12 protein-coding genes and 1 riboswitch are annotated in these 14,610 nt (G+C 65.9%); of the genes, 11 read left to right on the forward strand and 1 reads right to left on the reverse strand.

Going from position 1 to position 14,610, the window contains the following annotated elements; translation table 11 throughout:
• Positions 1–242: 242 nt before the first annotated feature.
• Positions 243–348, forward strand: a riboswitch (TPP riboswitch).
• A 147-nt stretch (positions 349–495) separates the two neighbouring features.
• On the forward strand, positions 496–2,385 hold the full coding sequence (gene thiC / locus ACIP0B_RS25680; protein WP_217893922.1) for a phosphomethylpyrimidine synthase ThiC: 1,890 nt from the start codon (positions 496–498) through the stop codon (positions 2,383–2,385).
• 153 nt (positions 2,386–2,538) lie between these two features.
• Complete coding sequence (gene cytX, locus ACIP0B_RS25685; RefSeq protein ID WP_400837340.1) at positions 2,539–3,831, forward strand: putative hydroxymethylpyrimidine transporter CytX; 1,293 nt, start codon at positions 2,539–2,541, stop codon at positions 3,829–3,831.
• On the opposite strand, the gene ACIP0B_RS25690 is transcribed toward cytX, so the two are convergent.
• The gene (locus ACIP0B_RS25690; protein ID WP_400837343.1) at positions 3,800–4,546 is read right to left on the reverse strand and encodes an RsiV family protein; all 747 of its coding nucleotides are present in this window, start codon (positions 4,544–4,546) and stop codon (positions 3,800–3,802) included. The genes cytX and ACIP0B_RS25690 overlap by 32 nt on opposite strands.
• Before the next feature lie 226 nt (positions 4,547–4,772).
• Between ACIP0B_RS25690 and ACIP0B_RS25695 the strand changes: the two genes are divergently transcribed.
• From ACIP0B_RS25695 to ACIP0B_RS25735, 9 genes are all read left to right on the forward strand, one after another.
• Positions 4,773–5,390 (forward strand): NUDIX domain-containing protein, encoded by a 618-nt coding sequence (locus tag ACIP0B_RS25695; RefSeq protein ID WP_400837346.1) that lies wholly within the window; start codon positions 4,773–4,775, stop codon positions 5,388–5,390.
• Complete coding sequence (locus tag ACIP0B_RS25700) at positions 5,381–5,833, forward strand: DUF1249 domain-containing protein (protein WP_217893918.1); 453 nt, start codon at positions 5,381–5,383, stop codon at positions 5,831–5,833. Before ACIP0B_RS25695 ends, ACIP0B_RS25700 begins: the two co-directional genes overlap by 10 nt.
• 99 nt (positions 5,834–5,932) lie before the next feature.
• The gene (gene cpdA / locus ACIP0B_RS25705; protein ID WP_400837349.1) at positions 5,933–6,748 is read left to right on the forward strand and encodes a 3',5'-cyclic-AMP phosphodiesterase; all 816 of its coding nucleotides are present in this window, start codon (positions 5,933–5,935) and stop codon (positions 6,746–6,748) included.
• A 101-nt stretch (positions 6,749–6,849) separates the two neighbouring features.
• Entirely contained in the window at positions 6,850–7,458 is a 609-nt protein-coding gene (locus ACIP0B_RS25710) for a YqiA/YcfP family alpha/beta fold hydrolase (protein ID WP_217893916.1), read from the forward strand.
• Positions 7,459–7,500: 42 nt separating this feature from the next.
• On the forward strand, positions 7,501–9,408 hold the full coding sequence (gene parE, locus ACIP0B_RS25715; protein ID WP_400837353.1) for a DNA topoisomerase IV subunit B: 1,908 nt from the start codon (positions 7,501–7,503) through the stop codon (positions 9,406–9,408).
• The gene (locus ACIP0B_RS25720) at positions 9,408–10,409 is read left to right on the forward strand and encodes an esterase-like activity of phytase family protein (protein ID WP_400837355.1); all 1,002 of its coding nucleotides are present in this window, start codon (positions 9,408–9,410) and stop codon (positions 10,407–10,409) included. The genes parE and ACIP0B_RS25720 overlap by 1 nt, the downstream gene beginning before the upstream one ends.
• On the forward strand, positions 10,406–10,930 hold the full coding sequence (locus ACIP0B_RS25725) for a TIGR02281 family clan AA aspartic protease (RefSeq protein ID WP_400837358.1): 525 nt from the start codon (positions 10,406–10,408) through the stop codon (positions 10,928–10,930). Before ACIP0B_RS25720 ends, ACIP0B_RS25725 begins: the two co-directional genes overlap by 4 nt.
• Before the next feature lie 7 nt (positions 10,931–10,937).
• Positions 10,938–13,193, forward strand: coding sequence for a DNA topoisomerase IV subunit A (parC, locus tag ACIP0B_RS25730; RefSeq protein ID WP_400837361.1), 2,256 nt, complete (start codon positions 10,938–10,940; stop codon positions 13,191–13,193).
• Between the two features lie 185 nt (positions 13,194–13,378).
• A complete protein-coding gene (locus ACIP0B_RS25735; protein WP_217893912.1) occupies positions 13,379–14,092 on the forward strand; it encodes a membrane integrity-associated transporter subunit PqiC in 714 nt (237 codons plus the stop codon).
• The last annotated feature ends 518 nt before the right edge of the window (positions 14,093–14,610 follow it).

Consider the following 14,610-nt stretch of genomic DNA (forward strand, 5'->3'; position numbering starts at 1 on the left):
AGACACGGCGACAGCCAGTGAGAGTTTGCGCAGCATGAGGCGATCCCTAGCTTGAATATTATGAGAATAATCCGGGCGCCAAAGGTAAGGCGCGGCCCTCGCAGCGTCAAGGCGCAGCGGGGCAAGGCGAGTGTAGTAGCGCTTCGGGCCCCTCACAATCCTGCCGATCCGTGCGATTGCGCCATTCATCATGGTGTTTGCCGCGGTGTTGGCGTTCTTTGGCGGTTGTGTCTAGACTGGCCGGGTTCTTGTCGGGGTGCCTTGCTATGAGGCTGAGATCGAATAATTTCGGATCCCGTTGAACCTGATCAGGTTAGCGCCTGCGTAGGGAACAAGATTTCTCGTCAACCCGGCGAGTCCTCTTGTGCTTCGTCCGGGAAATTGTTCGACAATCGAACGCTCGACGACGATGCACAGCACCGGTTCAGGTGCGTCCGTGCCTTTCAGGTTCTGCCCCGACAATCCACTGCCTGGATGCTGTCTGGAGAGCCCGTGATGACGACAAAAGAAAAAAACGCGATCAACCTCAGTGATTCGGCCAAGGTCGATGAGCAGTCGGTTCAGCCGTTCACCCGTTCGCAAAAAGTCTACGTCCAGGGCTCGCGCCCGGACATCCGCGTGCCGATGCGCGAAATCACCCTCGATGTGACCCCCACCGATTTCGGCGGCGAGATCAACGCCCCCGTCACCGTCTACGACACCTCGGGCCCGTACACCGATCCGAACGTGGTGATCGACGTGCGCAAAGGCCTGGGCGACGTGCGTTCGGCCTGGATCGAAGACCGCGGCGACACCGAGCGCCTGGCCGGCCTGAGCTCGGACTTCGGCCAGCAGCGCCTCGCCGACCCCGAGCTGACCAAGCTGCGCTTCGCCCACGTCAACAACCCGCGCCGCGCCAAGGCCGGGGCCAACGTCAGCCAGATGCACTACGCGCGCAAGGGCATCATCACCGCCGAGATGGAATACGTCGCCATCCGCGAAAACATGAAGCTGCAGGAGGCCCGCGCCGCCGGCCTCCTGAAGCAGCAGCACGCCGGCCACAGCTTCGGCGCGAGCATCCCCAAGGAAATCACCCCTGAGTTCGTGCGCGAGGAGATCGCCCGGGGCCGCGCGATCATTCCGGCCAACATCAACCACACCGAACTGGAACCGATGATCATCGGCCGCAACTTCCTGGTGAAGATCAACGGCAACATCGGCAACAGCGCCCTGGGTTCGTCCATCGAAGAAGAAGTGGCGAAGCTGACCTGGGGCATCCGCTGGGGCTCGGACACCGTGATGGACCTGTCCACCGGCAAGCACATCCACGAGACCCGCGAGTGGATCATCCGCAACTCGCCGGTGCCGATCGGCACGGTGCCGATCTACCAGGCGCTGGAGAAGGTCAACGGCGTGGCCGAAGACCTGACCTGGGAGCTGTTCCGCGACACGCTGATCGAGCAGGCGGAGCAGGGCGTGGACTACTTCACCATCCACGCCGGCGTGCTGCTGCGCTACGTGCCGCTGACCGCCAAGCGGGTGACGGGCATCGTGTCCCGCGGCGGTTCGATCATGGCCAAGTGGTGCCTGGCGCACCACAAGGAAAACTTCCTCTACACCCACTTCGAAGAAATCTGCGAAATCATGAAGGCCTACGACGTCAGCTTCTCGCTGGGCGACGGCCTGCGTCCGGGCTCCATCGCCGACGCCAACGACGAAGCGCAGTTCGGCGAGCTGGAGACCTTGGGCGAACTGACCAAGATCGCCTGGAAGCACGACGTGCAGTGCATGATCGAAGGCCCGGGCCACGTGCCGATGCAGTTGATCAAGGAGAACATGGACAAGCAGCTGGAATGCTGCGACGAGGCGCCGTTCTACACCCTCGGCCCGCTGACCACCGACATCGCGCCGGGCTACGACCACATCACCTCCGGCATCGGTGCGGCGATGATCGGCTGGTTCGGCTGCGCGATGCTCTGCTACGTGACGCCGAAGGAACACCTGGGCCTGCCGAACAAGGATGACGTGAAGACCGGGATCATCACCTACAAGATCGCGGCCCACGCCGCCGACCTGGCCAAGGGGCACCCGGGCGCGCAGATCCGCGACAACGCCTTGAGCAAGGCGCGGTTCGAGTTCCGCTGGGAAGACCAGTTCAACCTCGGCCTGGATCCGGACACCGCCCGTTCGTTCCACGACGAGACCCTGCCGAAGGACTCGGCCAAGGTCGCGCATTTCTGTTCGATGTGCGGACCGAAGTTCTGCTCGATGAAGATCACCCAGGAAGTGCGCGAGTACGCGGCCAACCAGCGGATCGACGCGGTGGACGTGGACGTCGCCCAGGGCATGGCCGAGCAGGCCGAGCGGTTCAAGAAGGAAGGCAGCCAGCTGTACAAGAAGGTCTGATCCGGCCTCAAAGAAAAAGGGGCCTGCACAGGCCCCATCGCCAGCAGGCTGGCTCCCACAGGGGATTCGTGGCGTTCGCGAGTTCTGTGTGGGAACCAGCCTGCCGGCGATAACGATCGACACAACAACAAATGTCCCTCTGAGATAACACCCTTGAGCATTCAACCCAGCACCTATTCCCCCGACCTCGCCGTGCCCGCCGACAAGCGCGTGTTCGGCGGCCGTGATCTGTTTTCCCTGTGGTTTTCCCTCGGCATCGGCCTGATGGTGCTGCAGACCGGTGCGCTGCTGGCGCCGGGCCTGGGCCTGTCGGGCTCGTTGCTGGCGATTTTCCTCGGCACGCTGGTGGGCGTCCTGCTGCTGGCCGCCGTCGGCGTGATCGGCAGCGACACCGGCCTGTCGTCGATGGCCGCGCTCAAACTCAGCCTCGGCCGCCAGGGCGCGAGCCTGCCGGCGCTGCTCAACCTGCTGCAGCTGATCGGCTGGGGTTCGTTCGAGATCATCGTCATGCGCGATGCCGCCAGCCTGCTCGGCACCCGTGCGTTCAGCGAAGGTTCGCTGTGGGCGAACCCGGTGCTGTGGACGCTGTTCTTCGGTGCGCTGGCCACCCTCCTGGCCGTGAGCGGTCCGCTGACCTTCGTGCGCAAGATCCTGCGCAAATGGGGCATCTGGCTGCTGCTGGCCGCGTGCGTCTGGCTGACCTGGAACCTGTTCGCCAAGGCCGACCTGGCGGCGCTGTGGGCGCAGGCCGGCGACGGTTCGATGCCGTTTGCCGTGGGCTTCGACATCGCCATCGCCATGCCGCTGTCGTGGCTGCCGCTGATCGCCGACTACTCGCGTTTCGGCAAACGGGCGAAGAACGTGTTCGGCGGCACCGCCATCGGTTTCTTCATCGGCAACTTCTGGCTGATGAGCCTGGGCGTGGCCTACACCCTGGCGTTCGCGCCGAGCGGCGAGGTCAACGCGCTGCTGCTGGCGCTGGCCGGTGCGGGGCTGGGGATTCCGCTGCTGCTGATCCTGCTGGACGAGTCGGAGAACGCCTTCGCCGACATCCACTCGGCGGCGGTGTCCAGCGGGATCCTGCTGCGGCTGAAGGTGGAGCATCTGGCGCTGGCCATCGGCTTGGTCTGCACCCTGATCGCACTGCTGGCGCCGCTGGCCCAGTACCAGAATTTCCTGCTGCTGATCGGCTCGGTGTTCGCGCCGCTGTTCGGCGTGGTGCTGGTGGATCACTTCATCCTGCGCCGGCGCAGCGGCCAGGCCGCTTCAGCCGCGCTGCGCTGGCCGGCGCTGCTGGCCTGGCTGGGCGGCATCAGCACCTATCACCTGCTGGCCAACCTGTATCCGGACGTGGGCGCGACCCTGCCGGCGCTGGTGCTGGCAGGGCTGCTGCAGCTCGTGCTCGGCCTGGCCTTCAGTTACGGCCAGGAAACAGCTCGGGCTTGAGGATGCCGTTCAGGCGCGGGTAGGGGATCTTCAGTTCGACGTGGCCCAGCGCATAAGGCGCGATGGTGGTCACGTCGTACTTGAGGATGACGCCGCCGTAGGTCAGCGCCACGTTCGGGGTCTTCACGAACGGCCAGCTTTTGACGAACTCCGGTTCCTGATCGAGCTTGGTGCTGATCAGCCAACTGTTGTGCGCCACTTGCGCCGCCTTCCAGAACGCCTCTTCCTGGCCGGGCAGCAGCATGTCCGAAAGGGTCAGCACCTTGTGCTGCTGGCGCGAATAGTTGATGAAGCCGCGTCCCGGCGTGCCGTGGGCGCCGCCGGTGTCGAGGTAGCTCGACAGTTCGACGATCACCAGTCCGTCATGCTGCTCGCGTACCTTGGCCTGCAGGTAGCTGCTGTTGCGCGGGCCGGCGTCGCGCAGGAACTGCTCGCGGTAGGCCGCCAGGGTCGGCGCGGCCGGGGCGCCCGGCTCGTTGCGGGTCATCTGCAGCAGGCGTTTTTCGATGATGCCGTCCAGCGCCGGTTCCGCCGGGAAGCGCAGGGTGTCGATGTTCACCAGCGGGCAGTCGGCGTTGGCGCAGCCGGGCTTGAGCTGCTCGGACGCGTCGCGGACGGTTTCCAGCGGCGTGCGGTAGTTGGGCTGGAACAGACTGGCGCAGGCGCCCAGGGTCAGGGCGACGGCGGCCACGGAGGCGGTTTTGAAAAGCGACATGGGCGTCCTTTCTGAAGCAGGGGAAGGCAAAAAGTTACCGCTTCGACTCTCAACGGAGCGGTCAGTTCGCCACTAAGCTAATTAGAGTGGGTTTCGCCTCCACCGTCTATCCCGCTGACGGTAAAGGGGCTGCATCAAACGGCGCGGGCGCGTTAGGATGGCGCGACGTCGAGGTTGCAGGTCACAAAGGGAACCTCGTATTGGATTTGCAGTAAAGAGGATGCTCATGACCGATTTTGCCAACGCCACGCCGACCGCCGTCGACATCGTGAAGCGCGAACAGTGCTACAAGGGTTTCTACCGGCTCGACCGGGTGCACCTGCGCCACGAATTGTTCGCCGGAGGCATGAGCCGCCAGATCGACCGCGAGCTGTTCGTGCGCCACGACGCCGTGTGCCTGCTGCCTTACGATCCGCAGCGCGATGAGGTGGTGCTGATCGAGCAGTTCCGCATCGGGGCGTTGGACAAGGCCGGCAACCCCTGGCTGGTGGAGCTGGTCGCCGGCCTGATCGACAAGGAGGAGGAGCCGGAAGAGGTCGCCCGCCGCGAAGCGCAGGAGGAGGCCGGACTGGACATCAAGGCGCTCTGGCCGATGACCCGCTATTTCCCGTCGCCGGGGGGCAGTGACGAATTCGTCCACCTGTACCTGGGCCGCTGCAGCACCGAAGGGGTCGGCGGCCTGCACGGGCTGGTCGAGGAGGCCGAGGACATCCGCGTCACGGTGTGGGCGTTCGAGGATGCCTTGCAGGCCGTGCGCGACGGTCGGATCGCCAACGCGGCGAGCATCATCGCGTTGCAGTGGCTGGCGCTGAACCGCGCCGAAGTGAGGGGGCTATGGTCGTAAACCTGCTGCGCGACCGCTACCGGGTCGATCTCGCCGGGCTGCAGGCGGCCTGCGAAGCGAACTACGCGCGCCTGATGCGCTTGCTGCCGGACATGCGCAGCGAGCCCCAGGCGCGGCGCATCGCCATGACCCAGGGCGACCAGATGCTCGGCGTGCTGACCCTGGAAGTGCTGCAGGCCTGCCCGTACACCACGACCCTGCAGGTGCGCCAGGAACACAGCCTGCCGTGGCTGCCGGTGCCGCAGCTGGAAGTGCAGGTCTACCACGACGCGCGCATGGCTGAAGTCATCAGCGCCGAGCACTCGCGGCGCTTTCGCGGCATCTATCCTTATCCGAACGCGGCCATGCACCAGCCGGACGAAAAGGCCCAGCTCAACCTGTTCCTCGGCGAATGGCTGAGCCACTGCCTGGCCTGCGGGCACGAGTACGCGGCGGTCCGATAGCGGCGAGTTGTGAACTGCGTCCGGTTCGCCGGTTTCCCCTTTTGCCGATCCCCCAGCATAATTGCCGCACCTCTTTGTGATTCCGCCTGGGAGAACGCCTTGCCGAGCGTATCCACGTTGACCACCGCCGATGCGGCGTTGCTGGTGCAGTTGTCCGACAGCCACCTGTTTGCCGAAGCGGACGGCACCCTGCTGGGCATGAACACCCGCGACAGCCTGCAGACAGTCATCGAACTCGTGCTCGGCCAGCAGCCGCGGATCGACCTGATGATCGCCACCGGCGACCTGTCCCAGGACGGCACGCTGGAGTCCTACCAGGCGTTTCGCCGCATGACGGCACAGATCGACGCCCCTTCGCGCTGGATCCCCGGCAACCACGACGAACCGCAGATCATGGCCGAGGCGGCCGTGCAGAGCGCATTGCTCGAGCCTGTGGTGGACATCGGCAACTGGCGGGTGACGCTGCTCGATTCGGCGGTGCCCGGCTCGGTGCCGGGGTACTTGCAGGACGAGCAGCTGCAATTGCTTGCCCGCGCCTTGAGCGAGGCGCCCGAGCGACACCATCTGGTGTGTTTCCATCACCACCCGGTGCCCATCGGTTGCGCGTGGATGGCGCCGATCGGCCTGCGCAACCCCGAGGCGTTCTTCGAGGTGCTGGACCGCTTTCCCCAGGCCCGGGCGGTGCTGTGGGGGCACGTGCACCAGGAGATCGACCGCGAGCGCAACGGCGTGCGGCTGATCGCCTCACCCTCGACCTGCATCCAGTTCGAGCCGGGCAGCGACGACTTCAAGGTCGGCGAACAGGCGCCGGGCTACCGCTGGCTGCGGCTGCTGCCGGACGGGCGGCTGGAGACCGGCGTGGAGCGCGTGACCGGGTTCGACTTCACCATCGACTACGGCTCCAACGGCTACTGAGCCTGAGCGGGCTTGCCCGCGAAGGCATCCGCACAAACACCCCCGAACCGGCTGACTCCCTGTAGAATCCGCATTCCTTCGCCGACGCCCAGGGAGCTCAAATGTCCGGTTCGATCCTCTACATCCACGGTTTCAACAGCGCTCCGGCCTCGAAGAAGGCCTGCCAGCTGGTCGAAGTGATGGAGCGGCTGGGCCTGGGCGGCCAATTGCGGGTTCCGGCGCTGCATCACCATCCGCGCGAAGCCATCGGTCAGCTGGAACAGGCGATCGCCGAGCTGGGCCGGCCGCTGCTGGTGGGAAGCTCGCTCGGCGGCTACTATGCGACTCACCTGGCCGAGCGCCATGGCCTGAAAGCCTTGCTGGTCAACCCGGCCGTCAGCCCGCACCGGATGTTCGACGGGTTCCTGGGCACGCAGAAAAACCTGTACACCGACGAAACCTGGGAGCTGACCCACGACCACGTCACGGCCCTGGCCGAACTGGAAGTGCCGGCGCCGCAGGATCCGCAGCGCTACCAGGTGTGGCTGCAGACCGGCGACGAAACGCTGGACTATCGCCACGCCCAGCGGTATTACCGGGCCTGTGCGTTGCGCATCCAGGCCGGCGGCGACCACGGCTATCAAGGTTTTGCCGCACAATTGCCGGCGCTGCTCGGGTTTGCCGGCATCGGCGCCGATATGTATCAGGCAATCGATTTCACCGCACTGTGAGACCTTGCCCCATTTTCACTGAATCATTGACGACGAGACCTTATGGCCACTCCCAGCGCTAGCTCCTATAACGCCGACGCCATCGAAGTCCTCTCGGGCCTCGACCCGGTGCGCAAGCGCCCCGGCATGTACACCGACACCAGTCGGCCGAACCACCTCGCCCAGGAAGTCATCGACAACAGCGTCGACGAAGCCCTGGCCGGCCACGCCAAGTCGGTGCAGGTCATCCTCCACCCCGACCACTCGCTGGAGGTCTGCGACGACGGCCGCGGCATGCCGGTGGACATCCACCCGGAAGAGGGCGTGTCGGGCGTCGAGCTGATCCTCACCAAGCTCCACGCCGGCGGCAAGTTCTCCAACAAGAACTACCAGTTCTCCGGCGGCCTGCACGGCGTGGGCATCTCGGTGGTCAACGCCCTGTCGACCGAAGTCCGCGTGCGGGTCAAGCGCGACGGCAACGAATACCAGATGACGTTCAAGGACGGCTTCAAGGCCTCCGAGCTGGAAATCGTCGGCACCGTCGGCAAGCGCAACACCGGCACCAGCGTGTTCTTCTCGCCGGACCCGAAGTATTTCGACTCCGCCAAGTTCTCCATCAGCCGCCTCAAGCACGTGCTCAAGGCCAAGGCCGTCCTGTGCCCGGGCCTGTCGGTGACCTTTGAGGACAAGAGCACCGGCGAGAAGGTCGAGTGGCATTACGAAGACGGCCTGCGCTCCTACCTGGTGGACGCGGTCAGCGAATTCGAACGCCTGCCGAACGAGCCGTTCTGCGGCAACCTGGCCGGCAACAAGGAAGCCGTGGACTGGGCGCTGCTGTGGCTGCCCGAAGGCGGCGACGCGGTGCAGGAAAGCTACGTCAACCTGATCCCCACGGCCCAGGGCGGCACCCACGTCAACGGTCTGCGCCAGGGCCTGCTCGATGCGATGCGCGAGTTCTGCGAGTTCCGCAGCCTGCTGCCGCGCGGCGTGAAGCTGGCGCCGGAAGACGTCTGGGAGCGCATCGCCTTCGTGCTGTCGATGAAGATGCAGGAGCCGCAGTTCTCCGGCCAGACCAAGGAGCGCCTGTCGTCCCGCGAGGCGGCGGCGTTCGTCTCCGGCGTGGTCAAGGATGCGTTCAGCCTGTGGCTCAACGCCAACCCGGAGACCGGCCTGGCCCTGGCGGAACTGGCGATCAACAACGCCGGCCGCCGCCTGAAGGCGAGCAAGAAGGTCGAGCGCAAGCGCATCACCCAGGGCCCGGCGCTGCCGGGCAAGCTGGCGGACTGCGCAGGCCAGGACCCGATGCGTTCCGAACTGTTCCTGGTGGAGGGCGACTCCGCCGGCGGCTCGGCCAAGCAGGCGCGGGACAAGGAATTCCAGGCGATCCTGCCGCTGCGCGGCAAGATCCTCAACACCTGGGAAGTCGACGGCAGCGAAGTGCTGGCCAGCCAGGAAGTGCACAACATCGCGGTGGCCATCGGTGTCGACCCGGGCGCCGAGGACATGAGCCAGCTGCGCTACGGCAAGATCTGCATCCTCGCCGACGCCGACTCCGACGGCCTGCACATCGCGACGTTGCTGTGCGCGCTGTTCGTCCAGCATTTCCGCCCGCTGGTGGATGCCGGCCACGTCTATGTCGCGATGCCGCCGCTGTTCCGCATCGACCTGGGCAAAGAGATCTACTACGCGCTGGACGAACCCGAGCGCGACGGGATCCTCGACCGCTTTGTGGCCGAGAAGAAGCGCGGCAAGCCGCAGGTCACCCGATTCAAGGGCCTGGGCGAGATGAACCCGCCGCAGCTGCGTGAAACCACCATGGATCCGAACACCCGGCGTCTGGTGCAACTGACGCTGGGCGACGACTACGCCCAGACCTCGGAAATCATGGACATGCTGCTGGCGAAGAAACGCGCCGGCGACCGCAAGACCTGGCTGGAGTCCAAGGGCAACCTCGCCGAGGTGCAGGCCTGATGCGGATTGGCGGGATCCTGGCGGGTGCGTTGCTGCTGGCTTCGACGTTTGCCTGGACAACGGCGTCCGCCGAGCCGGCGCCGCAGCTGCGGCTGCTGGCCGAGCATCCGGTCGAAGGCATGCGCGGCGGCAACCTGTCGGGGCTCGCGCTGTGCGGCAACGACCTGTGGACGGTGTCGGACCGCGACGATGACCAGATCTACCGCCTCGATACCCGCGACCCGGTCTGGCGCGCCGATGCCGTGCGCATCGACCCGCCGCCGGTGCCGGACAGCGGCCTGCCGTGGGGCATCAGCTCGCGCACCTGGGCGGCTTCGTTCGTGCGCGGCGGCGACCTGGACTTCGAAGGCATCGCCTGCGACGGCGCGGGCAACCGCTACATCGTCAGCGAGGCCCATGCGGCGGTGCTGCAAGTGCCTGCGCAAGGGCAGGCCGCTTGGCTGAAGATCTCGCCGCTGCTGGTGCGCGAAGCCCGGGCCAGCGGCATGCTGCTGCACTTCAACGCCTTGTTCGAAGGGCTGGCGGTCAACCCGGCGGGCGACCTGATGTGGCTGGCCGCCGAGCGCGAGCGCCGCGGCCTGCTGCGGATCAAGCGCCAGCAGACGGTGTGGGACTGCGACGGCGGCTGCGTGCTGCTCAGCGAAGCTGGCGTCGAGATGCAGCCCCCGCAGTTCCCCAAGGCCCGGGCGGTCACCCGTGATTTCGCCGACCTGTCGCTGTTCAACGGCAAGCTGTTCACCCTGGAGCGCAATGCGTACCAGATCTGCCGGCGTGACCTGGAGACGGCCAGGGTCGAGCGCTGCTGGTCGTTCGCCGAGGACGCCCTGCAGGAAAAACGGCGTTATCCACAGCCCTACGGGTTGGCGGAAGCGCTGGTGATCGACGCCCAGGGCGCCTGGATCGGCATCGACAACAACGACGGCGCCCGCGCCGACGGCGAGAAGCGGCCGATCGTCTGGCGTTTCGCCGCGCCGGACGGCGGCTGGAGCGCCAAGCCATGAGTCCGCAGGCTCCGGGCAAGCGCGCCGGCCGGGTGATGATGATCCTGGCCTGGTGCGCGGCGCTGTTTCTGGCCACGCGGTTCTTCGGCCAGTGGGAAGAGCGCCAGCAGAACCCCAACGTGGTGGTCAGCTCGGAGCAGGGCGACGGCTACATCGAAGTGAAGCTGGCCGGCAATGCCCAGGGGCATTTCGTCGCCAGCGGCCAGATCAACGGTCAGACGGTGGAGTTCATGCTCGACACCGGCGCGACCGACGTGTCGATCCCGGCGGAGCTGGCCGCGCGCCTGAAACTGGAAGAGGGTTTCGGTGTGACCCTGAGCACGGCCAACGGCCTGAGCCAGGCTTACCGCACCCGGATCGACCGCCTGCAACTGGGCGACATCGTGCTGCGGGACGTCCGCGCACTGGTGGCGCCGGGCCTGCACGGCGAGCAGGTGCTGCTCGGCATGAGCGCCCTGAACAAACTTGAATTCACCCAGCGCGGCGGCACCATGCTGCTGCGCCAGACAACGAACCGATGAGGCCCGCATGAGCGACTCCCTTGATCTCAGCCTGGACGGTGTGGAACGCCGGTCGCTGGCTGACTTCACCGAAAATGCCTACCTCAACTACTCCATGTACGTGATCATGGACCGTGCCCTGCCGCATATCGGCGACGGTCTGAAACCCGTGCAGCGGCGTATCGTCTACGCCATGAGCGAGCTGGGGCTGGATGCCGACGCCAAGCACAAGAAGTCGGCGCGCACCGTCGGCGACGTGCTCGGCAAGTTCCACCCCCACGGCGACTCGGCGTGCTACGAAGCGATGGTGCTGATGGCCCAGCCGTTCAGCTACCGCTACACGCTGGTGGACGGCCAGGGCAACTGGGGTGCGCCGGACGACCCGAAGTCCTTCGCCGCCATGCGCTACACCGAGGCGCGGCTGTCGCGCTATTCCGAAGTGCTGCTCAGCGAGCTGGGCCAGGGCACGGCGGACTGGGGGCCTAACTTCGACGGCACCTTGCAGGAGCCGCTGGTGCTGCCGGCGCGCTTGCCGAACATCCTGCTCAACGGCACCACCGGCATCGCGGTGGGCATGGCCACCGACGTGCCGCCGCACAACCTGCGGGAAGTCGCCAGCGCCTGCGTGCGCCTGCTCGATGAGCCGAAGGCCACGGTCGAGCAGCTCTGCGAGCACATCCAGGGCCCGGACTACCCGACCGAAGCGGAAATCATCACGCCGCGCGCCGACCTGGTGAAGATGTACGAGACCGGCAAGGGCTCGGTGCGCATGCGCGCCGTGTACCACGTCGAGGACGGCGACATCGTCATCACCGCGCTGCCGCACCAGGTCTCCGGGGCCAAGGTGCTGGAGCAGATCGCCGCGCTGATGCAGGCCAAGCCGTCGAAGGCGCCGCAGATCGCCGACCTGCGCGACGAGTCCGACCACGAGAACCCGTGCCGCATCGTGATCATCCCGGTCAACAGCCGCGTCGACCACGAAGCGCTGATGCAGCACCTGTTCGCCAGCACCGAGCTGGAGTCGACCTACCGGGTCAACGTCAACATCATCGGCCTGGACGGCAGGCCGCAGTTGAAGAACCTGCGCGCGCTGCTGGTGGAGTGGCTGGAATTCCGCGTGCAGACCGTTCGTCGCCGCCTGCAGTTCCGCCTCGACAAGGTCGAGCGTCGGCTGCACCTGTTGGACGGCTTGCTGATCGCCTACCTCAACCTGGATGAAGTGATCCACATCATCCGCACCGAGGATCAGCCCAAGGCCAAACTGATCGAGCGTTTCGCCCTCAGCGAAATCCAGGCCGACTACATCCTCGACACCCGCCTGCGTCAGTTGGCGCGGCTGGAAGAAATGAAGCTGCGCGACGAGCAAGACGAACTGCTCAAGGAGCAGGCCAAGCTGCAAGCCCTGCTGGGCAGCGAAGCCAAGCTGAAGAAACTGGTGCGCAGCGAACTGCTCAAGGACGCCGAGACCTACGGCGACGACCGCCGGTCGCCGATCGTCGAGCGCGCCGAGGCCAAGGCGCTGACCGAGCACGACCTGCTGCCGAACGAGAAAGTGACCGTTGTGCTGTCGGAAAAGGGCTGGATCCGCTCGGCCAAGGGCCACGAGATCGACGCCACCGGCCTGTCGTACAAGGCCGGGGACGGCTTCAAGACCTCGGCGGCGGGGCGCTCCAACCAGTTCGCGGTGTTCATCGATTCCACCGGTCGCAGCTACTCGCTGGCCGCGCACACCCTGCCGTCGGCCCGGGGCCAGGGCGAGCCGCTGACCGGCCGCCTGACGCCGCCGCCCGGCGCCACCTTCGAATGCGTGCTGATGCCTGAAGACGACGCGATGTACGTGATCGCGTCCGACGCCGGCTACGGTTTCGTGGTCAAGGGCGAGGACCTGCAGGCCAAGAACAAGGCCGGCAAGGCCCTGCTGAGCCTGCCGAACAACGCCAAGGTGATCGCGCCGCGTCCGGTGGCCGACCGTGAGCAGAACTGGCTGGCGTCGGTGACGACCGAGGGTCGCCTGCTGATCTTCAAGATCAGCGATCTGCCACAATTGGGTAAGGGCAAGGGCAACAAGATCATCGGCATTCCCGGTGAGCGCGTGGCCAGCCGCGAAGAATACGTCACGGACATCGCCGTCCTTCCGGAAGGCGCCACCTTGGTGCTGCAGGCCGGAAAACGTACCTTGTCGCTGAAGGCCGACGACCTCGAGCACTACAAGGGTGAGCGCGGTCGGCGGGGCAACAAGTTGCCGCGGGGCTTCCAGCGGGTGGACGCGCTGCTCGTCGAATAACTCAATGAGGCGTCCCAGAGCGCCCGATCCACGATTTAACGCGTGGATCGACGCTTTGGCGCTGGAGTCGGAACGCATATTCACGGATGATATGGCCTTTCCAGCGCCGGCGTGGCCGCGCGTTCTTCATGTTTATTGAGTATTTTCACTGTGGTCAGCCTTGTGGCGGCCACCTGGACGGGACGATGACTGCTCTGCGCCTTCCTCTAATTTTGTTGCTCGCCGGCGTTCTTGGCCTGGCGGGCTGCAGCGTTCACCAGCCGGTGTCGCTGTATCAGCTGGACAGCGGAAGTCCGGCTCAGCCTGCGCAAAGCGCGGGCATGGCGGTTTTGCTGGGCCCTGTGGTGGTCGCCGACTACCTGCAACGCGAAACCCTGCTGCAGCGCCAGCCCGACGGCAGCCTGCAGGCCTCCGCCGACGGCCGCTGGGCCGGCAGCCTTTCGTCGGATATCGACCAGTTGCTGCTGCGCCAGGTCGCCGGCCATCTGGACAGCCAGCGTGTGGTGCTGGCGCCCGCCACCCAGGGCTTCACCCCGGACGTGCAGGTGCTGCTGACCATCACCCGTCTGGACTCCGGCACTTCGCAGCCGGCGATCCTCGATGCGCAATGGCGTCTGCTCGACCGCCGTGGCCAGGTGCGGGACAACCGCATCGTCCACCTGCAAGAGCTGCACGCCGGCAGCACCGCTTCGCAGGTCCAGGCCCAGGGCATCCTGCTGCAGCGCCTGGCGGAGCAACTGTCGGTGGCGCTCAAGCCGCTGGCCAACCAGCCTCCGGTGGCCGAAGTGCCGCGCAAACCGGCCCCCAAACCGGCAGCGCCGGCGGCGGAAGCCGAGAAGCAGCCGAAGATCCCGATGGCCTCGCCGATCCGCACCGACATGGAAGTATTCCGCTTCTGAGGTCGCACCGATCCAATGAAAATGCCCGCCTTGTGCGGGCTTTTTCTTGCCTGTCGCTTCTGATGACACCGCAATTCCCTGTAGGAGCCAGCCTGCTGGCGATGGCGGTGGGTCAGGCGCCGGAGAGGTCGGCAGTGTCGGCCTCTTCGCTTGCAGGCAAGCTCCCACAGGTTTTTGGGGTGGGCACAGAACCTGTCATCACCCGGGATACCTGTGGGAGCCAGCCTGCTGGCGATGGCGGTGGGTCAGGCACCAGGGATGTCGGCAGTGTCGGTCTGATCGCTTGCAGGCAAGCTTCCACAGGTTTTTGGGGTGGGCACAGAACCTGTCATCACCCGGGATACCTGTGGGAGCCAGCCTGCTGGCGATGGCGGTGGGTCAGGCACCAGGGATGTCGGCAGTGCCAGCCTGATCGCTTGCAGGCAAGCTCCCACAGGTTTTGGAGTGGCCGCAGATTCTGCATACACCCGGGATACCTGTGGGAGCCAGCCTGCTGGCGATGGCGGTGGGTCAGGCAA

This window comes from Pseudomonas sp. NPDC089534, assembly GCF_044749305.1.
GTDB lineage: Bacteria > Pseudomonadota > Gammaproteobacteria > Pseudomonadales > Pseudomonadaceae > Aquipseudomonas > Aquipseudomonas ekonensis.